14 protein-coding genes and 1 tRNA gene are annotated in these 24653 nt (G+C 73.9%); 5 read left to right on the forward strand and 10 right to left on the reverse strand.

Annotated features, from left to right (window positions below):
• Window position 1: 1 nt before the first annotated feature.
• Together AC3RJ8_RS11430 and AC3RJ8_RS11435 are read right to left on the reverse strand one after the other, a co-directional pair.
• Window positions 2-2680 carry a glycoside hydrolase family 48 protein gene (locus AC3RJ8_RS11430; protein WP_489712743.1) on the reverse strand — a complete coding sequence of 893 codons (2679 nt, stop codon included), beginning with the start codon at window positions 2678-2680 and terminating at the stop codon, window positions 2-4.
• Window positions 2681-2808: 128 nt separating this feature from the next.
• Window positions 2809-5472 (reverse strand): substrate-binding domain-containing protein, encoded by a 2664-nt coding sequence (locus tag AC3RJ8_RS11435; protein ID WP_489712744.1) that lies wholly within the window; start codon window positions 5470-5472, stop codon window positions 2809-2811.
• 82 nt (window positions 5473-5554) lie between these two features.
• On the opposite strand from AC3RJ8_RS11435, the gene AC3RJ8_RS11440 reads away from it, so the two are divergent.
• The 4 genes from AC3RJ8_RS11440 (at window position 5555) to AC3RJ8_RS11455 (ending at window position 13554) form a co-directional block, all read left to right on the forward strand.
• A complete protein-coding gene (locus AC3RJ8_RS11440) occupies window positions 5555-6604 on the forward strand; it encodes a LacI family DNA-binding transcriptional regulator (protein ID WP_489712745.1) in 1050 nt (349 codons plus the stop codon).
• Window positions 6605-6770: 166 nt separating this feature from the next.
• Window positions 6771-9026, forward strand: coding sequence for a glycoside hydrolase family 6 protein (locus AC3RJ8_RS11445; protein ID WP_489712746.1), 2256 nt, complete (start codon window positions 6771-6773; stop codon window positions 9024-9026).
• A 96-nt stretch (window positions 9027-9122) separates the two neighbouring features.
• Entirely contained in the window at window positions 9123-10580 is a 1458-nt protein-coding gene (locus AC3RJ8_RS11450) for an endo-1,4-beta-xylanase (protein WP_489712747.1), read from the forward strand.
• A 235-nt stretch (window positions 10581-10815) separates the two neighbouring features.
• On the forward strand, window positions 10816-13554 hold the full coding sequence (locus tag AC3RJ8_RS11455; protein WP_489712748.1) for a cellulose binding domain-containing protein: 2739 nt from the start codon (window positions 10816-10818) through the stop codon (window positions 13552-13554).
• A gap of 78 nt (window positions 13555-13632) precedes the next feature.
• Here AC3RJ8_RS11455 and AC3RJ8_RS11460 read toward each other — a convergent pair whose 3' ends face one another.
• The 8 genes from AC3RJ8_RS11460 to AC3RJ8_RS11495 form a co-directional block, all read right to left on the reverse strand.
• The gene (locus tag AC3RJ8_RS11460; protein ID WP_489712749.1) at window positions 13633-14127 is read right to left on the reverse strand and encodes an acyl-CoA thioesterase; all 495 of its coding nucleotides are present in this window, start codon (window positions 14125-14127) and stop codon (window positions 13633-13635) included.
• Between the two features lie 61 nt (window positions 14128-14188).
• On the reverse strand, window positions 14189-15871 hold the full coding sequence (locus tag AC3RJ8_RS11465) for a GTPase (protein ID WP_489712750.1): 1683 nt from the start codon (window positions 15869-15871) through the stop codon (window positions 14189-14191).
• Entirely contained in the window at window positions 15868-17937 is a 2070-nt protein-coding gene (locus tag AC3RJ8_RS11470; protein ID WP_489712751.1) for a dynamin family protein, read from the reverse strand. The genes AC3RJ8_RS11465 and AC3RJ8_RS11470 overlap by 4 nt, the downstream gene beginning before the upstream one ends.
• 133 nt (window positions 17938-18070) lie before the next feature.
• Window positions 18071-19753, reverse strand: a complete 1683-nt coding sequence (gene ettA / locus AC3RJ8_RS11475; RefSeq protein WP_489712752.1) for an energy-dependent translational throttle protein EttA — start codon at window positions 19751-19753, stop codon at window positions 18071-18073.
• A 101-nt stretch (window positions 19754-19854) separates the two neighbouring features.
• A complete protein-coding gene (locus AC3RJ8_RS11480) occupies window positions 19855-20430 on the reverse strand; it encodes a single-stranded DNA-binding protein (protein ID WP_489712753.1) in 576 nt (191 codons plus the stop codon).
• 50 nt (window positions 20431-20480) lie between these two features.
• A complete protein-coding gene (locus AC3RJ8_RS11485) occupies window positions 20481-22058 on the reverse strand; it encodes a GTPase (protein WP_489712754.1) in 1578 nt (525 codons plus the stop codon).
• Window positions 22055-23710, reverse strand: coding sequence for a GTPase (locus AC3RJ8_RS11490; protein ID WP_489712755.1), 1656 nt, complete (start codon window positions 23708-23710; stop codon window positions 22055-22057). The genes AC3RJ8_RS11485 and AC3RJ8_RS11490 overlap by 4 nt, the downstream gene beginning before the upstream one ends.
• Window positions 23711-23800: 90 nt before the next feature.
• Window positions 23801-24121: a DUF3467 domain-containing protein gene (locus AC3RJ8_RS11495; protein WP_489712756.1), complete on the reverse strand. Its 321-nt coding sequence runs from the start codon at window positions 24119-24121 to the stop codon at window positions 23801-23803.
• A 370-nt stretch (window positions 24122-24491) separates the two neighbouring features.
• On the opposite strand from AC3RJ8_RS11495, the gene AC3RJ8_RS11500 reads away from it, so the two are divergent.
• A tRNA-Arg gene (locus AC3RJ8_RS11500) sits at window positions 24492-24565 on the forward strand.
• Window positions 24566-24653 lie beyond the last annotated feature (88 nt).

Consider the following 24653-nt stretch of genomic DNA (forward strand, 5'->3'; position numbering starts at 1 on the left):
GTCAGGCTCCCGGCACCACCCCCGTGCAGCCGAGCTCCTGCGCGGCCGGCGGTTCACCGGTGCCGACGAACCCCACGGTGGTGGACTGCCCGGCACCCAGGTCCGCGTTCCAGGACTCGGGCGTGATCACGCCGTCGTCGAGCCGGCCGCCCCACAGGTTGGACGTGGTCAGCCCGTCGGGGGCGGTGACCTCCCAGTCCTGGACGCCGTCGGCCCCGGCGGTGACGACGACCTGGCCCTGGTACCCGCCCGACCACGCGTTGGCGGTGGTGTACTCCGCCGTGCACGCCCCGGCGGGCGGGTCGGGCTCGTCGTCCCCGGTGGTCACCGTCGCGGGGGCGGACGCCTCCGAGACGTTGCCCGCGGCGTCGCGCGCCGTGACCGTGTACGTGTAGTCGGTCGTCGCGGCGAGATCCGAGTCCGTGAACGACGTCACGGTCCCCCCGACGCTGCCGACCTCGGCCCCGTCCCGGCTGACGTCGTAGCCCGCGACGCGCACGTCGTCGCTCGACGCCGTCCACGTGAGCTCCACCGTGGTGCCGTCGGCCGTCGCGGCGAGGTCCTGCGGGGCCGTCGGAGGCTCGGTGTCCTCCGGCGGCTCCGGCGCGTCACCGAAGAGTCGGTCGTAGTCGGCGAGCGCCGTGGCCACCGCCGTCTGTGCCCAGAACCGGTGGTAGGTGAACTCCGGGGCGGGTCCGCCGTCGAGGTGGGCCTGGACCTTGTCGAACTGCGGGTCGTCCTCGTAGAAGGAGCGGATGTCCAGGAACGACACCCCGGGCTCGATGACGTCGCCGTTCGGCATGGTGCCGCTCCAGCCCTCGGGCACGTAGATCCCGTCCCCGTCGCCGCCGGCGTAGACGTCGTCGAAACGCCCGTAGTCGCCGCGGGTCTCCGTGGTGGCGACGCCGAGGGGGTCGCTGTTCTGCGTCCAGATCGCCTCGAGCAGGTCGTGGGCGGTCTGCTGCGCCGCGATCTGCTCCGGGTCCTCACCCGGCCCTGCCGCGTAGTACATCAGCGTGCGGGCCAGGGCCCCGGCCACGCCGACGTCCTGGCCGTAGCCGGTGACCTCGACGCTCAGGCCGGCGTTGTCACCGGGGTTCGCGGGGTCCCAGTCGTCGGGCTGGCCGGACCAGGCGAGGTTCGAGGGGATCTCCCAGGTGTCCTCGGTGACGGTGATGTGGTCGATGACCCACGGCACCCAGTCGTCGAGGATGTCCTCGGCGCGCTCGTCCCCCGTCTCGTGGAAGAGCTGGGCGATGCGCTCGACCCCCCAGCCCTGCATGCCCATCCACTCGTTGGAGGGCGGGTCGTGATAGACCGGCGCCTCGGTGTAGGCCATGTCGTAGAACGTGGCCACGCCGTCGGGCCGCTCGGCGTAGTGCCCGTCCCAGCTGTTGGTGGACCCTCCGGCGATGCCGCCCTCAGGTGCCTGCAGCCACTGGAACAGCTCCACCTGGCGGTCGAGGCTCGCCGACCAGTCGTCCTCGGCGGTCGGCGACCCGGGCGCCAGCGCGGGGTCGTTGGCCAGCGCCCACGCGGCCATCGGGTTCTGGTAGCCGAAGTGCGCGTGGCTCGAGCCGATGCGCCACGCCCAGGGTGCTGAGGTGTCCAGGGCGCCGCCCCAGGCGTAGTACCAGCTCAGCAGGTAGTGGGCGCTCTCGCGGCCCGTCCCGGCCGGGCAGGACTCGGACTCGCAGCCGGGCGTCTTGAAGTACTTGTCGAACAGGGCGTACCGCAGGTAGTCGCCCATCTTCGACGCCTTGCCGACGGTGTCGGCCACCGCCTCGGGCTGCCCCTGCTCCGTGGCGAACTTGTTCGCCCAGTAGGCGGCCTCGACGGCGCGGGCGTCGGCGTCGGGGGCGTTGGTGAACTTCCACTGCTCCGTGTACGAGGAGTCACCGGTGAACAGGTCCAGGTAGCCGTTCTCGCCGCCGTACGAGAAGTCGTCGATCGACGGCTGCGGGATGGTCTCCCAGACGGACTCCTGCGGCCCGCGCTGGAACGTGTTGATGTAGCTGGTGCCCTCGTGGTCGGGCCCCAGCAGCTCGGAGGAGCCGGGGGCCGCCCCGAAGCCGTAGACGTTGTCCACGTCGGCGAGCCAGTGCATCCCGTAGATCTCCGGCGTGCCGTACGTCTGCTCCAGCTCGTCGCCGAGGGGATCGGTACCGACGCTGACCGACGTGCCCAGCTCGGACGGGTACTCGCTGGGGTGGATGGCCTCGGGGGCGTAGGTGGCGGGGCTGCCGGGGTCGTAGGCGCCGTTGGTCGGCTGGTTCTCGGTCGTGGGGATCATGTACGCCTCGAGGGTGTCCCAGGCGTGGTTGAACGGCTCCCAGTCACCGGTGACCTGCCCGTAGGAGGTCTCCAGCCACAGCCAGAACGAGTACGCCTCGCTGGTGGTCTCGTGGCCGTGGTCGGGCGCCTCGACCATGAGCGTCTCGGCGGCGTGGTACGGGATGCCCTGCGGCGAGAAGTAGCCGTTGGCGGGGTCGTGGACCTTGTCGTAGAGCTCCAGGAACCGCTGCGTGTACTCCCCGCCGGTGTCGAGGTCCTCGACGGCGGTGGCGACGGACGGCACCGGTGGCGCCGCGCCGGCCGGCACGGCGGCGACGAGGGCGGCCAGCGTGACCGACGCCGCGGCACCCGCCACCAGGCGGGTGCGGACGGTTGTGCGATGCATGGGAACCTCTCTTCGTTGAGCGGACATCCCGACGATCAGCCAGTGGGAGCGATCCCACAACGCGGCGAAACGTTTAGGGCCGGCGCCCCGCGAGGCTCCCGAGGCCCCGCGCGGCAGCCCGACGCCGCTCAGGCGTGGACGTCGACCGCGACCTGCCACCTCTGCGCGTCGGCGGCTCCCAGCGCGACCACGACACGGTCCAGCACGTCCGCCGCGACGAGCGTCGCCCCGGCCGGCTCGACGGTCGGCACCCGCCGCACCACGGCCCGTGGGCCGAGCACGGCGGCGAGGCGCGCGGCCCGATGCTGCGCCGAGCGGCCGTCCTGGCCGTCCAGCAGCACGGCGACCCCGCCGGTACCGACGGCGGTGGCGCAGTCGTCCTCGTCGAGCTCCCCGCGCAGCAGGTGCAGCGGTGGCCCGTCGAGGCTCTGCGGCAGCGCGACCGCCAGGACCTGCCAGGCGTAGGCGGGCAGCCTCCTGCGACGCCGGATGGCCCGGTCGAGGCGGTCGACGAACAGCTCGTGCGCGACCAGACCGGTCGCGACGTCGACGAACGGTCTCTCGGGCGGTGCGACGTCCCGACGCTGGTCCGGGGCCGGCTCGGCGAGCACCGCCATCGAACCCACCAGCCGGACGGGCCGGTCGCCGGCGTCGTGCACGGTCACCGCGCGGCAGCGCACCGGCAGGTAGGTGCCGTCCGCCGCCCGGATCCGGTGCTCGACGTCGAGCGGTTCCCGGGTCCCCGAGAGCTGAGCGGCCACGGCGGCGTGGACCCGGCGCAGGTCGTCCGGGTGCACCCTGGAGAGCCACTCGCGCGGGTCGTCGGCGAGGGACGCCCGGTCCTCGCCCACGAGCCGCGCCCACGCCTGGGAGTAGCGCACCGTGCCCGCGTCGACGTCCCAGTCCCAGGTGCCGTCGTGGGAGGCGATCGAGACGAGCGCCGACCGTTCCTCGCCCGCGGCGACGTCGAGCGCGAGCGCCCGCTCGCGCTCCGCCTCCTCGGCGAGGCAGCGTCGCTGCGCCTCCAGGGCAGTGAGCGACTCCTCGGCCTCGAGCGCGACGGCCAGCATCGCCGCCCAGTGGTTGTAGCGGGCCCGTGTGCTCGTGGCCCGCGAGTCGACCAGGCCGCCCACGGCCAGCAGACCGAGGTCGACCCGGCCGAACGCGACCGGCACCACGACCGTCAGCGAGCGCGGGTCCGTGAGCCCCGGCGGGGGAAAGTCCTGCGGTGCCACGCTCTGGCCCACCAGGTGCTCGCCGGCCGCACCCCGCGCCCCGACGATGCGCAGGACGCGTTCGGCGGGGCGGTCCGGGTGGTCCTCCCACAGCGCCAGGGCAGCCGTGGAGATCCGCGCCCTCGGCATCCAGTCCAGGCGTCGCAGGGACTCGCCGTCGGCGCGCATCAGCTCCAGGTCCACGAGGTTCTGGTCCACGAGATCCTGCTCGAGCCGACCGGCGCGGGCCAGGTCCCCGTGGGCGCAGCCGCGGCTCAGGGCGACGATGATCTGGAAGAGGGCCTCCTCCACGGCGTCGGCGGCTCCCCGGTCCAACCCGGGCAGGGCCGGTGCGTCGTCGTCGTTGCCGCGCGGTGCGGCGGGGCGGGCCGCGAGCCGCTCGCGCACCCGGACGCCCTCCGCGTGCAGGGCGGGCACGAGCTGCTCGAGCGCTCCGGGACCCGGGCGCAGCGACGCGGTCCGGTCCCCGAGCGCGCGCAGCGCGGCCGCGGGCGGCTGCTGACCCGTCGCGACGCTCGCCTCGACGAGCTGGCGCGTCAGGGCGAGCCAGGCGTCGGTCGCGCCGCGGCTGTGCATCCCCTCGGCACGGGCGAACACCACCCGGGCGACGGCCCCGAGCGGATCCGGGTCCCGCGGCGCCGTCGAGCCGGCCGTCACGACCGTGCTGCGGGTGCCCCGGGCGCAGCCGCACGACTCGCGCCGCACCAGCGCGGCCGTCTCGAGCCGGTGCACCCCGCCGAGCTGCTCGCCGCGGGCCCGGGCGAGCACCAGCGTGGCCGCGAGCTCACCGACGGCGTCGTGCAGCGGGTCGACGGAAGTGAGCCGAGGCCAGGTGCGCGCACCGACGTCGGCGTTGTCGAAACCGATCACCGCCTGCCCGGCGCCCCGGTCCGGGTCGGCCCCGTGCAAGCCGCGCAGGAACCCGATCGCGTTGCGGTCGGTGGCGGCCACCGTCGCCGTCGTGGTCAGCCCCTGCTCGAGCAGCCGGCGCCCGACCGTCTCGGCCGCCGCCTCCTGGTTGTCCCGGGTGCGGTAGACCTGCTCGGGCCGGTGCTCCAGCCCGTGGGCCGCCAACGCGTCCCGGAACGCGGCGTAGCGCTCGGCGATGTCCCGCTGGTCGGTGTTGCCCAGGAACCCGATGCTGTGGTGACCGTGCTCGACCAGGTGGTCGACGGCGGCGCGCACGCCACCGGCGTTGTCCGGCGACACCGCCGGGGCACGCAGGTCGTCGGGGGGCACCCCGAGGGTGACCATCGGGACACCGGTCGCGTCGAGCCGGCGCAGCTCCTCGTCCGGCAGCGCCGTCGTGACGACCACCAGGCCGTCGTACACGTCGAGGCCCGGTGCCGCCCGCCGGTACGGCGGCACGGGGAACTCGTCGCGGTCGACGTCGGCCGGGTACGTCTGCACCGCGACCAGCCGGTGCCCCTCCGCCCGGACGACCCGCGCCATCCCCGCCAGGACGCGGCCGAAGTAGTAGCCGCCGACCACCGGGCACAGCACACCGATCGTCGAGACCTTGCCTGGTCTGCCGCTCGCACGTGTCCACGTCGACACCTGCACCACCGTCCTCGTCGTCGAGTCCTGCGTGCGCCCCCGCAGGTGCATCATGCCCCGAAAACCGGCAGAGTGTGGGAGCGTGCCCAGAACCCAGCGCGGCGGCGACGCCCGACCGGCCCCCGGGCGTCGGGTGACGATCACCGACGTCGCCCGCGCGGCCGGCGTCTCGATCGCCGTGGTCTCGTACTCGCTCAACGGACGCCCCGGGGTCTCCGAGACCACCCGCCGCCACGTGCTCAAGGTGGCCCAGGACCTCGACTGGCGGCCCAGCGCCGCCGCACGCTCCCTGCGCTCGGCGGACACCACCAGCGTCGGGCTGCAGGTCCTGGACGGCACGGGCTCGGTGCACAGCCGCTCGGCCGGTCTCGACCTCGCGGCCGGGCTGCGCGACGTCCTCGGCGACGTCGCGCTGGCGCTCGAGGTCACGGCGGACCGGGAGACGGGCAGCGCCGACCTCGAACGCGCCTGGAGCGAACGGCGGCACACGGCGTTCGTCGTGCCGGACCTGCTCGTCGACGACCCCCGGGTCCGCATCGTCGGCCGGGTCGGCGCCCGCGTCGTCGCCGTCACGCCGCCGGACCTCGGGACCGCTGGCGCCGAGCACGCCGTGTGGTTCGACGGCGGGGCGGACGACGCGGTCGGGCGCTACCTGGTCGACCTGGGTCACCGCCGGACGGTGCTGCTCGTCGCGGACGCCGGCGCGGACGTCGCGCGCGCCCTGCACGCCGGGCTGCTGACGGCGACCGCGGGCCTGGCCGCGACGGTCTCCGTCCTGGAGGCGGCCACGGCGCCTGCGGCGGGAGCGGTCGCCGCCCGCCTCTTCGCGGAGGAGGACCCGCCGACGGCGGTGGTCACCGACGGGGACGTGACGGCGCTGGCCGTGCTGGAGGCCGCCCGGCACCGCGACCTGCGGGTGCCGTGGGACGTCTCGGTGGTCTCGGGGGCCGATGCCGACACGTGCCGCCTGGTGGACCCGCAGCTCACGGCGGTCGCCCGACCGTGGCGGGACCTCGCCCCGGCGGTGGCGGCAGCCCTGGGCGTCGGCCCGCAGGGGCCCGTCGACCCGCCGTCGGCACGACTCGTCATCCGGGGGACGACCGCCCCGCCACGCTCCGACGTCGGCACCTAAACGTTTTGGCGAGGTGCGCGTGGGAGCGCAACCAGTCCACGTTGGGGACGTCGGGCAGCTCGCTCGACGCACGGGCGACGAGGCCCGTGCCCCCGAACCCCTGGAGGATCCCGTGCGATCTCGATCCTGGCGACCGCGCAGAGCCGCGACGGTCCGACCGCTCGCCGTGGCCGCGACCCTGGCGCTGGCCGCGAGCCCGCTGATGGCCACCACCGCCTCGGCGGCAGAACGCGTCGACAACCCGTTCGTCGGCGCCGACCAGTACGTGAACTCCTACTGGTCCGAGAACGTGGTCGACGCCGCCGCGGTGGCCGGCGGCGAGCTCGGCGAGAAGATGCTCACCATCGCCGACACCCCGACCTCGGTCTGGATGGACCGGACCAGCGCAATCGAGGGCAACGTGGACGGGCCCGGCCTGCGGTACCACCTGGACGCCGCTCTGGAGCAGCAGCAGGGCGACACACCGATGGTGTTCAACCTGGTGATCTACAACCTGCCGGGCCGTGACTGCTACGCTCTCGCCTCCAACGGCCTGCTCGAACCGACACCGGAGGGCATGGCCGAGTACAAGAACGAGTACATCGACGTCATCGCGGACATGCTGGCCGAACCCCAGTACGCCGACCTGCGGGTCGTGGCGACCATCGAGCCCGACTCGCTGCCGAACCTGGTCACCAACATGTCCGAGCCCGCGTGCCAGGAGTCGGCGCCCTACTACCGCGAGGGCACGGCCTACGCCCTCGACCGGCTCTACGAGGCCGGCAACGTGTACTCCTACATCGACGCCGCACACGCCGGCTGGCTGGGCTGGGACTCCAACGCCGGCCCCGCCGTGGACGTGTTCCAGGAGGTCGTGACCAGCACCGAGCACGGGTACGACACCGTGGCCGGGTTCGTCACCAACACCGCGAACTCCACCCCGCTGCACGAGCCGTTCCTCGAGGACGAGCCCTTCGGCAGCGGCGGCGGCACCCAGGTGCGCCAGGCGGAGTTCTACCAGTGGAACAGCGACTTCGACGAGCTCGACTGGACCGAGCACCTCTACTCGCTGGCCGTCGCGGCCGGGTTCCCGTCGGACATCGGGATGCTCATCGACACCTCGCGCAACGGCTGGGGCGGCCCGGACCGGCCGACGGCAGAGAGCAGCTCCAGCACCCTGAACACCTACGTGGACGAGTCCCGCGTGGACCGTCGCACGCACCGCGGCGCGTGGTGCAACCCGGACGGCGCCGGCCTGGGCGAGCGCCCGACCGTCAACCCGACGGACAACGCCGCCTCGCACCTCGACGCCTACGTGTGGGTCAAGCCCCCGGGCGAGTCGGACGGCAACTCCGAGGAGATCCCGAACGACCAGGGCAAGAGCTTCGACCGCATGTGCGACCCGACGTTCGCCTCGCCCAAGCTCGACGGCGAGCTCACGGGCGCCCTCGGCGGCGCGCCGCTCGCCGGCCAGTGGTTCCAGGACCAGTTCGAGATGCTCGTCACCAACGCCTACCCCGCGATCGACGGCGGGACCGTCGACCCCGACACCGAGGCGCCCAGCGCCCCGGCGGGGCTCGAGGCCGGCCAGGTCACGTCGTCGTCGGCGTCCCTGACCTGGGACGCCTCGACGGACGACACCGGCGTGACCGGGTACACCGTGCTGGTCGACGGCGAGGCCGCTGCCACGAGCGCGACGACGTCGGCCACGCTCACCGGCCTGACGGCGTCGACCACGTACGAGATCACCGTCACGGCTCGCGACGCCGCGGGGAACGTCTCCGACGCGTCGGACGCCCTGTCGGTCACCACGACCGAGGGCGGTGGCGGCGAGGACACCGAGGCGCCCACCGTGCCAGCGGGTCTCGCAGCCGGTGACGTGACGTCGTCCTCGGTGGCGCTCGACTGGGACGCCTCCGACGACGACACGGGCGTGGCCGGGTACCTCGTGCACCGCGACGGCGAGCAGGTCGCGGACGTGTCCGGCACGTCCGTGACGGATTCCGGCCTGGCGGCCGGCACGGAGTACTCCTACACGGTCTCCGCCTACGACGCCGCCGGGAACGTCTCGGCCGCCTCGGCACCGCTGTCGGTGACGACCGAGGAGGACGACGTCACCCCGGGCGGCGGCTGCACCGTCGACTACACGGCGAACTCGTGGAGCTCGGGCTTCACCGGGTCGTTCGTCGTGACGAACGATTCCGACGCCGCCGTCGACGGCTGGGAGCTGACGTTCACGTTCGCCGACGGTCAGACGATCGACCAGATCTGGTCGGCGCAGGCGTCGCAGTCCGGTTCCGCCGTGACGATCACGCCGGCCGCGTGGTCGACCACCATCCCGGCCGGCGGTTCCGTGACCTTCGGCTTCAACGGGTCGCACTCCGGCACGAACACCGCGCCGGACGACTTCGCCCTCGACGGCGTTGTCTGCGACATCGCCTGACCCCCGGCGGGGGCGGCTCGCGCCGCCCCCGCCCCACATCCCCGCGGCCGGGGCTGCGTGCCCCGGCCGCGGGTTCCACCCTTCCTCGGAGGAAACATGCGACCACATCTCGAAAACGATTACCACGATGGTCGACGGGCCCGGCGGACCACCGCCGCCGCCGCGGCCACCGCTCTGGTCGGCGGCACGCTGCTCGCCGGAGGCCTGCTGCTCAGCCCCGCCCAGGCCGCCGAACCCGTCTACGAGCCGCTCCGCGACGCCGCCGAGCGCCAGGGAGTCACGCTGGGCTTCGCCCTCACGCCCGGCCATCTGAACGACCCCGGCTACCGCGAGATCGCCGAGCGCGAGTTCGACCTCGTCGTCGCGGAGAACGCGATGAAGTGGGACGCCACGGAGCCCAGCCAGGGCAGCTTCAGCTGGGGCGGGGCCGACCAGGTGGTGGCCTTCGCCGACGCGCAGGACGCCGACCTGTACGGCCACACCCTCGTGTGGCACTCCCAGCTCCCCGGGTGGGTCGAGAGCCTGACCGACCCGACACGGCTGCGCGACGCGATGTACGACCACATCGACGCCGTCGCCGGCCGGTACGCCGACGACGTCGACTCCTGGGACGTCGTCAACGAGATGTGGGCCGAGGACGGCAGCCGCCGCCCGAGCGTCTTCCAGCGGGTGCTCGGCGACGAGTACATCGCCGAGGCGCTGACCCGGGCGCGCGCGGCCGCCCCGGGCGCGGAGCTCTGCCTGAACGACTACAACACCGATGGCGTCAACGCGAAGTCCACGGCGATGTACGACCTCGTCGCCGACCTCCTCGCCGACGGCGTCCCGATCGACTGCGTGGGATTCCAGTCGCACCTCATCGTCGGGCAGGTGCCGAGCACCTACCAGCAGAACCTGCAGGGCTTCGCCGACCTCGGCGTCGACGTCCGCGTCACCGAGCTCGACATCCGGATGAACGTCCCGGCGTCGGCCACCGACCTGCAGCGGCAGGCGCAGGACTACCGGACCGTGGTCGAGGCGTGCCTCGCCGTCGACCGCTGCACCGGCGTGACCGTGTGGGGCGTCGACGACGGGCACTCCTGGGTTCCCGACGTGTTCGACGGCCAGGGCGCGGCCCTGCCGTGGGACGCGCAGTACCAGGCGAAGCCGGCGTACTCCGCGATCGCCGAGGCCCTCGGCGCGCAGGTCGAGGGCGACACCGACCCCGACCCGGACCCGACGGACCCCGGTGACCCCGGGGACGCCGCCTGCGCGGTGACGTGGTCGAACGCCGGCTGGGACACCGGGTACACCGGCACGGTCACGCTGACCAACACGGGCGACGACGCCTGGTCGTCGTGGACGCTCACCGCGGGTCTGCCCGCCGGGCAGGTCCTGACGAACGGGTGGTCCGCCGACTGGTCGCAGTCCGGCTCGACACTGACGGCCCAGAACGCCGCCTGGAACGGCACGGTACCCGTGGGTGGGTCGGTCCAGATCGGCTACAACGCCACGCACGCGGGTGACGCGTCGGTCCCGACCGACGTCGTGCTGAACGGAGCCGACTGCTCCTGATCCACCGCACCGCCCCACCCGTCGCTGTGGGTATGACATCTCCCGGATCTCGTCGCGCCATCCGGGAGACGTCATACCCACAGCGACCTCGAGCGTGCCCTAAACGTTTCAGGGCTGGGGCGGCACCGCCACCGTCGAAGCGCTTCGACTAGCGTGCGGCACGACACGACGACGTGTCACCCGGGCCCGCCACCGGCTGCGGCCCGGGTCAGTCCGCACCAAGGAGTGAGATCGGATGAGACTTCGACCAGCGGTCGCCGTGCTGGCGGCCACCGGGCTCGTCGCCGCGGGGGTGGGTGCCGCCGTCGCCCAGACCCCGGCCGCACCGCTCGCCGCACCACAGAGCGCCGCCGACGACTACGAGTGGGGCAACGTCGAGATGGTCGGCGGCGGGTTCGTCCCCGGCATCGTCTACAGCGAGACCGAGCCAGGGCTCGTCTACGCGCGCACCGACGTCGGCGGCGCCTACCGGCTCGACCAGGCCACCCAGCGCTGGGTGCCGCTGCTCGACCACGTCGGCTGGGACGACTGGGGGCACTCCGGCGTGCTCTCGCTGGCCACCGACCCCGTCGACCCCGACAACGTCTACGCCATGGTGGGCTCCTACACGAACTCCTGGGACCCGAACGACGGGGCCGTGCTGCGCTCGTCCGACCGCGGGGAGACGTGGGCGAAGGCCGACCTGCCGTTCAAGGTCGGTGGCAACATGCCCGGGCGTGGCATGGGCGAGCGCCTCATGGTGGACCCGAACGACAACTCGGTGCTGTACCTGGGCACCGAGGGCGGCAACGGCCTGTGGCGCTCCACCGATGCCGGCGCCTCGTGGTCCGAGGTGACGAGCTTCCCCAACCCCGGCACGTACGTCGCCGACCCCGACGGCGGCGAGTACCTCGACAGCATCCAGGGCGTCGTGTGGACGCTCTTCGACGAGTCCTCGGGATCGCCAGGTCAGCCGACGCCGACGATCTACGTCGGCGTGGCCGACACCGAGAACAACGTCTACCGCTCCACCGACGCCGGCGCGACCTGGGAGCGCGTGCCCGGTCAGCCCACCGGGTTCATCCCTCACAAGGCAGAGCTCGACCACACCTCCGGCCAGCTGTACGTGGCGACGTCGGACACCGGCGGCCCGTACGACGGCGGCTCCGGGGACGTGTGGCGCCTCGACACCGCCACGGACGAGTGGAACCGGATCAGCCCCGTGCCGTCCGACGACCCGGACGCCTACTTCGGCTACTCCGGCCTGACGATCGACCGCCAAGACCCCGACACCATCATGGTCGTGTCCCAGCTCTCCTGGTTCCCCGACAACCAGGTCTACCGCTCCACCGACCGGGGCGAGTCCTGGGAGCCCATCTGGGAGTGGACGAGCTACCCCGAGCGGTCGAAGCACTACGACCTCGACATCTCCGGGGCCCCCTGGCTCGACTTCGGCAGCGCCGGGACGCCGCCCGAGGACTCCCCCAAGCTCGGCTGGATGACCGAGAGCTTCGAGATCGACCCGTTCGACTCGGACCGGTTCCTGTACGGCACCGGTGCGACGATCTACGGGGGCGAGAACCTCACCGCCTGGGACGACGGCGGCACCGTCGACATCTCCGTCAAGGCGCAGGGCCTCGAGGAGACCGCGATCCAGGACCTGGTCGCCCCGCCCGGACCGGTCGAGCTGGTCTCGGGGATGTACGACATCGGCGGGTTCGTCCACCACGACATCACCCAGGTGCCGGACGCCTACGGCTACACGCAGCCCTACCAGAGCGGCGTGCTCAGCCTCGACGTCGCGTGGCAGGAGCCGGAGACGATGGTGCGCGTCGGCACCGGCGGTGACCAGCTCCTCGGGGTGACCACCTCGGGCGGCGACTCGTGGTGGGCCGGGCAGCAGCCGGCCGACGCCACCGGCCCCGGCAACGTGGCGATGGCCGCGGACGGCTCCGCCATCGTGTGGAGCCCGGAGGGCACCGGCGTGCAGGTCTCGACGTCGCTCGGCTCGTCCTGGACGCCCGCGACCGGCGTGCCCGCCGGCGCGACGGTGCGCGCCGACCGCGAGGACCCGTCGGTCTTCTACGCGCTCGCCGACGGCACCTTCTACACCTCGCGCGACGGCGGTGCGTCGTTCAGCACCTCGGCGGCGACGGGCCTGCCCGACGCCGGACGCCACCACGTCGAGGCCGTTCCGGGCCACGCGGGTCACGTCTGGGTGGCGGGCGGCGAGGCCGACGGGATCTACGGCATGTGGCGCTCGACCGACCACGGCGAGACGTTCGAACCCGTCGCCGGCGTGGACGAGGGCGATACCGTCGGCTTCGGCAAGGCGGCCGAGGGGCACGACCACCCGGCCGTGTACACCTCGAGCAAGATCGACGGCGTGCGCGGCTTCTTCCGGTCCGACGACGCCGGGGCCACCTGGGTGCGCATCAACGACGACGAGCACCAGTACGCCTGGACGGGCGGCGCCATCACCGGCGACCCGGACGTCTACGGGCGGGTCTACGTCGGCACCAACGGCCGCGGCATCGTGGTCGGCGAGTTCGGCGGCACCCAGCCGGAGCCGACGCCGACGCCGGACCCGACGGACGATCCGACCGGCGAGCCGACACCGGACCCCACGCCCGACCCGACGGACGAGCCCACGCCCGACCCGACCGACGCACCGGGTGAGGCTTCCTGCGCGGCGGCCTACGCCGTCGTCGGCCAGTGGCAGGGCGGCTTCCAGGGCGAGGTGCGGCTGACGAACACCGGGCAGGACGCGCTGGACCCGTGGGAGCTGGCCTGGGACTTCAGCGGCGGCGAGACCGTCGCGCAGTCCTGGGGCGGCGATCTCACCCAGGCCGGCGCGCATGTCTCCGTGACCGGTCCGTCGTGGCAGACCGCCCTCGCCCCCGGACAGTCCACCACCGTCGGCTTCATCGGCACGGGTGAACCGGCCGACGTCGTCGGCCTGACCGCCAACGGCGACCCCTGCACCACCGCCTGACCCCGCTGTGGGTATGAAATCTGCGCTTCTTCGACGCGGCGAACCGCAGATTTCATACCCACAGCGCTCGGGCGGGGGTCAGCGGCGGCGGAAGGCGATCGGGTCCCCCGAGAACTCTCCGAACACCGCGCGCTCGTCGGCCGTCAGCCGACGCGGACGTCCTGCCGCGGCGTCGAGGACCACGATCGTCGTCGTCGCGCGGGTGTAGGGATCCAGGCCCGAGGCCGGCCCCGTGCGCGGGAACCCGCCGGGGGCGCCGTCGTACACCTCGTAGCAGACCTCGAGCGACGCTCCCCCGATCGACCCGATCCACATCTCGATGCGTACCGGGTCGCGGGAGAACTCCAGCGGCCGCAGGTACTCGATCTGCTGGCCGGCCACCAACGTGTGCGACGTCGCGTGCGGGCCCGTGTCGAGGATCGCCGTCGGCCACGGGTCCTCCGCCTCCGGGTGCCGCCAGAACGCGGTGATGCGGGCATCCTCCAGCAGCCGGAACATCGCGACGTTGTTGACGTGCTGGTACGCGTCGAGGTCCGACCAGCGCAGCGAGACGGGGACGTGCAGACGAGTCATGCCTGGCATCGTCGCACGGCTCCACGGCCGGCCCGGGTGCGGCGGCGTCTCACCACGGGCCTCACGCCGCCGCGGTCGTCGCGTGCTCCCGGCACGACGCCAGCGCGGCCATCTCCGCCGCGACCGGCTCGCGCACCTGCTCGCGCGCCACGCCCTCCACCGACGTCCGCAGCCGACGGCGCACCCGCCCCGCCCGCCGTCGGGCACCCAGCGCGGCGAGCGGCCGGGAGACCAGCGCCAGGAGAAGGCCGGCGACGATGCCGCCCAGGGCGAGCACCGTCGCCCACGGCACGTCGAAGGTGCCACCGCCCCACCGGGTGAGGTCCAGCGTCAGGACCGGCATGATCAGCGCCGGGAGCTGGAAGTAACGCAGCGCCGCCGCGACACCCAGCCAGAGCAGCCCGAGCATCGCCGCCGCCAGCAGCAGCCACTGCAGGACCCCGACCGCCCGCCACCAGAAGGGCCGCCGCGCCTCCTCCAGCCGGGTCGAGGCGACGGCCTGGTCGAGGGTGTCCGGCAGACGCTCGACGGCCTCGGTCCCCCGCTCCCGCGCGGCGAGCACCCACGCGTCCGGCGCGCCGCCGGTGACCTGGTCGACGTAGGTGCGCACCGCCGTCGCCGCGGAGGCCCGCACGCTCGGGCGGGTCTGGGGCAACGACGTGCGGGCCAGGTCCGGCCGGTCGACCGGGACCCGCACCTGGTCGGTGCGCAGCCCGAGGCGTCGCAAGGGGTCCTTGCGGGCGCGGGCGATCCAGCGGGTCACGGGCCAGCCGGTCGCCAGGTGCGCGTCCCGCCTCGCCGTGCCGCGGACGGCGTCGACCACCGTGGTGACGCCGGCCGCCTCCTCCAGCGCATCGACGAGCGCACCGTGCGCCCGGTCCGCGGCGCGCACCGGCGGCACCTGACCGCACTCGTCCACCACGCGGCGCGCGACCGCCCGGGTGTCCGCGGCCAGGCGTGCCGTCGCCGCCTCCCGCCGCCGGGCCGCGTCGGCGAGCAGCCCGCGCAACCGGTCGACACCCTGCCCCGTCCGCGCAGAGACCCCGAGCACGCGCGCCCCGGAGAGCCCGTCCGCGGCGACGAGCCGGCGCAGGTCCGCCAGGATCGCGTCGGCCTCCTCCGGCGCCAGCCGGTCGATCTGGTTCAGGGCCACGACGACGACCTCGGATCGCCCCGCCAGCGGGCGCAGGTACCGCTCGTGCAGGGCCGCGTCGGCGTACTTCTGCGGGTCCACGACCCAGACGAGCAGGTCGGCGCGCTCCACCAGCCGCTCGGCGCGCACCCGGTGCTCGACCACCACCGAGTCGTGGTCCGGCAGGTCCAGGAGCACCAGTCCCGTCGAGATGCCGGCCGGCGGCCGAGCACGGCGCAGCAGCCCGGCCGACCGTCCCGTGCTCGCGTCAGGGTCCGGCTCCATCTCGTGCCGGCGTGGCACCTCCAGCCAGTCGAGCAGGTCGTCCGCGCCCTCCCCCCACACTGCCGCGAGCGCGTGCGAAGTGGTGGGCCGCTGCACGCCGGGCTCCGCTAGCTCCGTGCCGGCGACGGCGTTGAGGACGCTGGACTTGCCAGACCCGGTGGCGCCGGCGAGCGCCGCCACGGTGTGCTCGGCGCTCAGGCCGCCCCGCTCGCGGGCACGCTCGACGACGCCGCGGGCCTCGTCGGTCAGCTCGCGGTCCAGCCGCCCGGCCCCGGCCGCCAGGGCCTGCTCCAGGGCGGCGGTGCGGGTGGCGAGGTCCGGCTTCATCCCTGGTCCTTTCGTCGCCAGCGCCGCCAGAACGGCGTCTTGGGCTCGTCCGGCGAGCCCGCGTCGTCCGCCTCCTGCGCCGTGACCTCGCGGCCCGCGAGGGTTCCCGGGACCCCCGGGACGCCCTCGGGGCTCGTCGGTGGCCGGAAGGTCCCCGCCCCCCGCAGCAGGCCGCCGCTCCACGGGCGGGTGAGGCCGTCGTCGGTCCGGGAGCGGGTGGCCCGCTCCTGGCGGGCAGCATCCGCCACGTCGCGCGCGGCGTGACGCAGCCGGTCCCCCCGCACGTCGTCGGTGCCGAGCGCGTCGAGCTGGGCGGTGTACCGGGCGGACTGGCCGCGCAGGACGGCGTCGACTCGGGCCGTGAGGCGTTCCTTCGCCTGCGCGGCGAGGCGACGGACGGCGTCATCGCCGAACACCGCCTCGAGCAGCTTCTGGGCGACCACCGCGGTGCCGCCCGCGATACCCACCTCGAGGCCCGTCAGGCCGGCGGTGGAGGCGAAGACGACGACCATCAGGCTCACGCCCAGCGCGTTGACGCCGAAGGAGAGCGCACGGGCGGTCCCCCGCCGGCTCTCACCCTGCTCCCGGACCAGCTCCAGGACGTCGCCCTGCCAGGCGCGGATCGCCGCGGCGACCTCGCGACGGAGCCCGGGAGCGGTCCGGCTCAGCTCCAGCCCGTCGAGGAGCCCGGCGCCCGCGGCGTCGTCGCGCCAGGCGGCGTGCGTGCGCTCGGCGGCCTGCTCGGCGGCGTCCAGGATCACGGACTCGAGGCCGTGGGCGATCGCCTGCTCCACCTGCGGGGCTTCCTTGACGCGCCCGCGCAGGACGCGGCCGACGGCGTCGCGCACCTTGCCGGCACGAGCCTCCAGCGACCGGAAGAACTCGCCCGTCCCGATGAAGTCCTGCCACCGGGCGAGCACCTCGCCGCGCAGCAGCGCACCGTCCGACGTCGCGGCCTCGACCTGTCGCAGCGCGTCGGCGTGGTGGCGTGCGACGACGTCGCGGAGGCGCGCGTCGGCCGCGTGCTGGACGTCGGCCGTGCCGGCCAGCTCGTTCGTCCGCCGGACCAGGTCGTCGACGACGCCGTCACGCGTCGCGGCGATGACGCGCGCTCGTGAGTCGGGATCGCCGCCGAGGCCGGTCAGCCAGGTGGCGAGCTCACCGACCGCGTGTTCCGGCAGCAAGCCGTCCGCCATCGCGTCGTCGCCGCTGCCCGGCCCCGACTCCGGCACGACGAACAGCGCGGCCTCGCCCAGGCCGTGCTCCCCCATGAGCCGGCGCAGGTCGGCGGCCACCTCCTCGGCGCCCGGGTCCACCCGGTCGAGCACCAGGGCGACCTGGGCGCGGCGGGCCGCCGCCGTCGTCAGCAGCTCCCACGGCACCGCGTCCGCGTATCGGGCGGCCGTGGTGACGAAGAGCCACAGGTCGGCGGCCCCGAGAAGCTGCGCGGCGAGGTCGCGGTTCGCCTCCTCCACCGAGTCGACGTCGGGGGCGTCGAGGAGTGCGAGGCCTTGGGGCAGGCTGCTGGAGCTCACGAGGCGCAGGGCGCGGGGCCCCGCCGGTGCGCTCTCGTCAGGCCGGTCGGTCTGGGCGGGCGTGCCGTGCACGCTGGTCCGCGCCAGGCCGGGCAGCACCCGGTCGCCGGTGAACCAGCGGGCGTCGAGCGGGTGGTGCACGAGCACGGGCGCGCGGGTGGTGGGGCGCAGGACGCCCGGTGCCGTCGCCTGCTCACCGAGCAGCGAGTTCACGAGGGTGGACTTGCCCGCACCCGTCGAGCCGCCGACGACGACGAGCAGCGGCGCACGCTCGGCGCGCAGCCGCGGCAGGAGGTAGTCGTCGAGCTGGTCGGTCGCCCGCGCCAGGTCGGTGCGGGCGTGGTGGACCCCCGGCGTCTCCAGCGGCAGTCGCAGGGCGCCGAGCCGGGCGCGCAGCGCGTCCAGGGCGTCGAGGAGGGCGGCCGCGCCGGCGTCGGGCGTCAGGGCGGAACTCGCGGAGACGGCGCCCGCGGCGCGCTCGTCGGGGTCGGCGCGCTCGTCGGGGTCGTCGGGCCGGCCGGTCGCGGTCATGTGCCCAGTCTGCACACATCGGACGTTCGGTGCATGAACCTGGCCGCCTCGTCGTGTCGCCTCCCCCACCGCTGTGGGTATGGAATCTCCCGGTCTGCGCGGCGCAGACCGGGAGATCTCATGCCCACACGGGTCAGTCGCGGGTGAGGCGGCGGTAGGTCACGCGGTGCGGACGGGCGGCGTCCGCGCCGAGGCGCTCCACCTTGTTCTCCTCGTAGGACGCGAAGTTGCCCTCGAACCAGTACCAGTTCGCCGGGTTCTCCTCCGTGCCCTCGTAGGCCAGGATGTGCGTGGCGACACGGTCGAGGAACCACCGGTCGTGGGAGACCACGACGGCGCAGCCCGGGAACTCCAGCAGCGCGTTCTCCAGCGAGCCCAGCGTCTCGACGTCCAGGTCGTTCGTCGGCTCGTCGAGCAGCAGCAGGTTGCCGCCCTGCTTGAGGGTCAGCGCGAGGTTCAGGCGGTTGCGCTCACCGCCGGAGAGCACGCCGGCCTTCTTCTGCTGGTCCGCGCCCTTGAAACCGAACGAGGCCACGTAGGCCCGCGACGGGATCTCGACGTTGCCGACCTGGATGAAGTCCAGACCGTCCGAGACGACCTCCCACAGGGACTTCTCCGGGTCGATGCCCCCGCGGGACTGGTCGACGTAGGAGATCTTCACGGAGTCGCCGACCTTGAGCTCGCCACCGTCGAGCGGCTCCAGGCCGACGATCGTCTTGAACAGGGTCGTCTTGCCGACACCGTTGGGTCCGATGACACCGACGATGCCGTTGCGCGGCAGCGTGAAGGACAGCCCGTCGATGAGCTGGCGGTCGTCGAAGCCCTTCTGCAGGTTCTCGGCGTCCAGGACCAGGCTGCCCAGCCGCGGGCCGGCCGGGATCTGGATCTCCTCGAAGTCGAGCTTCTTGGTGCGCTCCGCCTCGGCAGCCATCTCCTCGTACCGGGCCAGACGGGCCTTCGACTTCGTCTGCCGGCCCTTGGCGTTGGAGCGCACCCACTCCAGCTCGTCCTTGAGACGCTTGGACAGCTTCGCGTCCTTCTTGCCCTGGACCTCCAGGCGCGCCTGCTTCTTCTCGAGGTACGTGGAGTAGTTGCCCTCGTAGGGGTAGAGGCGACCCCGGTCGACCTCGCAGATCCACTGCGCCACGTGGTCGAGGAAGTACCGGTCGTGCGTCACGGCGAGGACGGCGCCCGGGTACGTCGCCAGATGCTGCTCGAGCCACAGCACCGACTCGGCGTCGAGGTGGTTGGTCGGCTCGTCGAGCAGCAGCAGGTCCGGCTTCTCCAGCAGGAGCTTGCACAGCGCGACACGGCGGCGCTCACCGCCCGAGAGCACGGTGACGTCGGCATCCGGCGGCGGGCAGCGCAACGCGTCCATCGCCTGCTCGAGCTGGCTGTCGAGGTCCCAGGCGTCGGCCGCGTCGATCGCCTCCTGGAGCTCTCCCATCTCCGCCATGAGCGCGTCGAAGTCCGCGTCGGGCTCAGCCATCAGCGCCGAGATCTCGTTGAAGCGGTCGACCTTGGCCTTGATCGGCCCGACCGCCTCCTCGACGTTGCCCAGGACGGTCTTCTCCTCGTTGAGCGGCGGCTCCTGCTGCAGGATGCCGACCGTGTACCCCGGCGAGAGCCGGGCGTCACCGTTCGACGGCTGGTCGAGGCCGGCCATGATCTTGAGGATCGTCGACTTCCCGGCACCGTTGGGGCCGACGACGCCGATCTTGGCACCGGGGTAGAAGTTCAGCGACACGTCGTCGAGGATGACCTTGTCGCCGTGCGCCTTGCGCGCCTTGTACATGGAGTAGATGAACTCAGCCACTGGCTCGTTTCCACCGTTCGATCGCGCTGTTGGAGTGGGACCGGCGGCACGCCGGGAGAACCGGCGTACAGCCGGTCCCCCAGCCTACGCGACGTGCTCCCTCAGCCCGCGACCGACGCCGCCGTCTCGTCCGCACCGTCGTCGGCGGGGTCGTCGCCGGTGCCGGTGAGCTCGTCGACGACGGCGCTGCCCTGGTCGTCGGCCCCGCCGGTCAGCGCGCGGGCGTCGTCCGGCGCCGCGGCGGCGGCCCACGGGTCGGACCGGTCCGGCGCGCCCGAGGCGACGGCTCGCCCGGCGGGCTCGCCCGACGACTCGTGCACCACCCGGGTGAACCGGGTCATGCCCCGGGTCGCGTCCGGCCCGACGGCGTCCGCGTCCACGACCAGGCTGGTGCGCTCGCGCCCGTCCCGGTCGGTCCACTCCTCGGTGGACAGCCGTCCGGTGAGCACCACCGGCTGTCCCTGCACGAGCGACTCGCTCACGGTCCGGGCGGCGCCGCGGAACGCCTTGACCGTGAACCACGCGGTCTTCCCGTCGCGCCACTCACCGGTGCGCGGGTCGCGCACCCGCCGGGTGCTGGCCACCCGGAAGCTGGTCCAGGGCACGTCGTGGGGCGACAGGTGCAGCGCGGGGCTCGTGCCGACGTAGCCGGTCACCGTGACGATCGCATCGCTCATCGTTCCTCCTGAGGTCTCCGGCCGGCACCGTGCCGGCCGCAGCCCCAGGCTCAGGCCGAGGCGGAGGCCCTGTCGCCCTCCTCAGGGACATCTGTGGACGACGACCCCGCTGTGGGCAGCCTCAGCGCCCCCGTCAGCGGACGCGACGACGGCAGGTCACGCGCGGACCGTGCGAGCTCACGCACCCGCCGGTGGTCGACGAGCACGCGCTGCGTCGGCTCACCGAGATGCTGCACCAGCACGTCACGGACCGCCGCGCGGCCATGGCGGGCGACCTCCGCGGACCGTCGCCGGGCGAGCCGTCGCCGCATCGCCACCCGCACGACGGTCAGCACCACCGCCGCGACGAGGAGCAGCGCACCCGCACCCACGAGCACCTGGCCCCACGGCGCGGGGACGTCGAGCACCTCCGTCAGCGCGAGCGCTCCCACGACCCCCAGCACCAGGCCCAGGGCCGCGCACGCCCACGCCGCGCGGCGCATCGCTCGTGACGACGCCGGCCCGCGCACGTCCAGGTCGACACCCTTGAGCGCACCCGACACGGCGGTGCGCAACCGGTCCGCACCCGCCACCGACTCCGCGAGCGAGCGCTGCCACCCCGGCCGCAGGGCCGCACCGGCCCTCGTCAGCCAGCGCGCCCGGGACAGGGCGATCGTGTCCCGGTCGGGCGCCGGCAGCTCGGGCATGCCGTAACCGTTGCGCACCGCCGCGCCGACCTGGCTCGCGACGGCGTCCAGCCCGGTGGCCCCGACCACGGGCTCGAGCTCGCGCTCCACCGCCGCGTCCAGCTGCCACGGCACGTCCGAGGGGGTCTGCGTGAGGAGCGCGGCCGCCGCCCCGTCCAGCTCGGCGGCGGCCCGCCCCGCGGCCACCGAGCGTCGTGCGCACGCCTCCTCGAGGATCTCTCGCACCCGGGCGATCCCCAGGCCCGTCTTCGCGGAAGCAGGCTGCACGTGGACGCCGGTCAGACCGTCGTCGGCCACCAGGCGACCCAGGTCCTCGACCAGGTTCTCCCGCTGCGAGTCGGGCACCGTGTCCACCTGGTTGAGCACGAGCACCATCGAGGACTCGGAGCCGACCTGCGCCCGCAGGTACCCGGTGTGCAGCGCGTCGTCGGCGTACTTCTGCGGGTCGACCACCCACACCAGCAGGTCCACCAGCGGCAGCACCCGGTCCACGACCTCGCGGTGCGCCGGCTCCACGGAGTCGTGGTCGGGCAGGTCGAGGAGCACCAGGCCGGCGAGGCCGGCCGCACCGTCGCCCTCGAGGTCCTCGCTGTGGGTGATCCGGCGCTCGCGGTCGACGCCGATCCAGTCGAGCAACGAGTCCGCGCCGTCGGACCAGGAGCACGCGGTGACGCGTGCCGTCGTCGGCCGCTTGACCCCGACGTCCGCGAACGACAGCCGCGAGATCTTGTTGAAGAGGCTCGACTTGCCCGAGCCGGTACCTCCGGCGAACGCCACGACGGTGTGGTCGACACCGAGCTCGAGACGGCGCCGGACGCCCCCGACCGCGGTCTCGACCCGCTGGGCGGTGGCACGGTCGAGCCGGGGCCCCGCGAGCGCGAGCGCCTCGGCCAGGTCTTCGGTGCGCGCGCGCAGCGTCGCGTCGTGCGAGGCCGTCGTCATGTGAGTCTCCTCAGCTCGGCGAGCCGCAGACGCAGCGCGGTGGCGGCGTCGTCGGCCAGGTCGGGTGAGTCCAGCCGTTCCCGGACGGCGTCGATCTCGGCAGCGACGACGGCCGCGGCGCGGTCGGCGAGGTCGTCGCGCAGGACCTCCGCCGGCTCCGTCGCGGTGTCACCGACGACCCGGTCGAGGAGCCGGCCGGCGTCGTCGCTGCCCGCGGCGGCGGCGAGCAGCAGCGTCGCCAGACCACGCTCCCCGAACGCCTTCGCGGCCGCCGGGACCGCGGCGCCGGCGTCGGGTCCGAGCATCCCGGCGACGCGGTCGTCCGCGCCGGAGACCCATCCCGCCACCGTGCGCGCCACCGCCTCGGCGCGCGCGTCCGCCCGTGCGTCGACCTCCGGCGCGACGTACGACCCGCCGGCCGGCGCCGCCGTGCCCCCGAGGACGGCCCGCAGCCGCTCCTCGACGCGGGCCCCGGCCGCCGTGAGGGTACGCCGGGCGGCAGCCTCGACGTCGTCGCGCAGCACCTCGAGCGCCTCCGACCGGGTCCGTCCGGCCCGTCGCGTACTGCGCGCCCGGTCGCCGCGGACCTTGACCCGGTCGATGCCGGCCGTCCCGGACAGCTCGCGCCACCGGGCCTCGACGGACGCCCCGGCGACCACTCCCGCGGCCACCGCCTCCCGGGCGAGTTTCTCCGCGGCGGGGAGCTCGGCGTCGACCGCTCGCCGCAGCGCCCTCGCGGCGTCCGCCTGCGCCTCGACCGCGTCGGCGAGAGAGGTCACCCAACCGGGCAGCGCGGCGAGCGAACCCTTGAGGGTGCGCACGACCACGGCGCGGGAGCGGTCCGGGCCGGCGAGCATGTTGAGCCACCGCTTGATCTGCCGCACGACGGACTCGTCGAGCAGGCCCTCGTGGGGACCGACGTCCGGCACCACGAACAGCGGCGTGTCCGTCATGCCGTGCGAGCGCAGGCGGGACATCAGGTCGCCACGGACCGTGGTGAGGTCGGCCTGCGGCACCCGGTTGAGCACCATCGCCACGGAGGCGCCCCGCTCGGTGGCGCGCGCGAGCGCCTGCCAGGGCAGCGCGTCGCCGTACCGCGAGGCCGTCGTCACGAAGAGCCACAGGTCGGCGCCCTCGAGGAGCTGCTGGGCGATGGAGCGGTTCTCCTGCACGAACGAGTCGAGGTCGGGGGCGTCGAGCAGCGCGGTGCCGCGCGGCACCCCGCCGTGGTGGATCACGCGCGACAGGCGGGTGATGGGACCCTCGGCGATCACGTCCTCGTCGGCCGGGTTGAACGCCAGGACGGGCTCACGGGTGGTGGGCCGCAGGACCCCGGCCGCGGAGACCTCCTCGCCGAGCAGGGAGTTGTACAGGGTGGACTTGCCGGCGCCGGTCGATCCCGCGACCACGACGACGGCGGGTGAGCTGAGCTCCGCGAGCCGCGGCAGCAGGTGCTCGTCGAGCTGGGCCAGCAGACGGTCCCGGGACGCCGTGGCCTCGTCCGCGCCCTCGATCGGGAGCGGGAGTCGCACTCCGGAGACGTCGCGGCGCAGGTCGCGGGCGACGTCGTGGACGGTGAGGCCGAGCTCCTCGGCCGCAGCGGCGTCCGGCCGCCCGCCGCGGAAGCGGGAGGCGCGCGTGGAGGATGTCACGCGCTCATCCTGGCGTGCGCGGCGGTCGCTGCCAAACGCGCGCGCCGTGCGGACCGGACTTCTCTTCCTCGCCGACGGCGGAGGAGCCGTTCAGTCCTTCGCCCCCGAGCCGTCGGCCTTGCGTCCGGTCTCCCGCTCCCAGGCGTCGAGCTGCTGCGTGAGCGCCCGGGCGAGCTCGAACACCTGCTGCGGAGGGATCCGGACCCTGGACACGACCCGCGCGGGCATCACGCGGCCACCGGTCGGCGAGCCGGTCGACTGGTCGACGGCCGCCTTGGCCGGGGACTTCGCGGCCACGAAGTCCAGCACGAACGACGCCGAGGTGTGCCAGACCGACGCGAAGTCCGCCGGCACCCCCGCCTCGTGCTCGCTGGGCAGGTCGACCTGGAGCTTGAGCTCGGAGCTCGCCATGACGGTCCTCTCTTCGGCAGTCCGGGAGACGGTGCGGTCGTCCGACCGTACCCCTCGGCCGCGAGACGGCGTTGCCAGGGCACCCCGCACCGGCAGGTCTCATCGACGCCCGACACGATCCGCGAGACGGCGGAGATCTGGCCAGCATCGAGCATCCCGGTTCGCTGGCCGTTCCTGCTCGGCGTGATCCCGGGCGTGACCGACGCACCGTGGTCGCTCGGCCGGAGCAGTAGCACCCGTCGGCCTCAGGACTGTCGACGCCGACCACATCGATCGCGCTCTTGTCGACCGGCTTCACGTGAGTGCCCCGCCGGTCGTTCCGGACGAACCGGTCTCCCCTGCGGGCCTCTGGGCTAAACTCGGCACGCTTGCCTCCGTAGCTCAGTCGGATAGAGCGGGTCACTTCTAATGACCGGGTCGCGGGTTCGAATCCTGCCGGGGGCACCGAGCTGGTCGCGAACGTGGCGAGCCGCTGCCACCAGCGAAGCAGCCGTGTGCGCGACGTGCCGGGCGAGGGCTGTCGCCGCACGGG

Source organism: Isoptericola sp. MSGPD8_1_ISO-PGPR-S23-394, assembly GCF_058072785.1.

Bases quoted from the DNA above. Each gene is read 5' to 3' on its own strand.
- AC3RJ8_RS11450 (WP_489712747.1), top strand. From the start codon at position 9,123: ATGCGACCACATCTCGAAAACGATTACCACGATGGTCGACGGGCCCGG.
- AC3RJ8_RS11485 (WP_489712754.1), bottom strand. From the start codon at position 22,058: ATGACGACGGCCTCGCACGACGCGACGCTGCGCGCGCGCACCGAAGAC.
- AC3RJ8_RS11465 (WP_489712750.1), bottom strand. From the start codon at position 15,871: ATGAAGCCGGACCTCGCCACCCGCACCGCCGCCCTGGAGCAGGCCCTG.
- AC3RJ8_RS11480 (WP_489712753.1), bottom strand. From the start codon at position 20,430: ATGAGCGATGCGATCGTCACGGTGACCGGCTACGTCGGCACGAGCCCC.
- AC3RJ8_RS11455 (WP_489712748.1), top strand. From the start codon at position 10,816: ATGAGACTTCGACCAGCGGTCGCCGTGCTGGCGGCCACCGGGCTCGTC.
- AC3RJ8_RS11495 (WP_489712756.1), bottom strand. From the start codon at position 24,121: ATGGCGAGCTCCGAGCTCAAGCTCCAGGTCGACCTGCCCAGCGAGCAC.
- AC3RJ8_RS11460 (WP_489712749.1), bottom strand. From the start codon at position 14,127: ATGACTCGTCTGCACGTCCCCGTCTCGCTGCGCTGGTCGGACCTCGAC.
- AC3RJ8_RS11470 (WP_489712751.1), bottom strand. From the start codon at position 17,937: ATGACCGCGACCGGCCGGCCCGACGACCCCGACGAGCGCGCCGACCCC.
- AC3RJ8_RS11430 (WP_489712743.1), bottom strand. From the start codon at position 2,680: ATGCATCGCACAACCGTCCGCACCCGCCTGGTGGCGGGTGCCGCGGCG.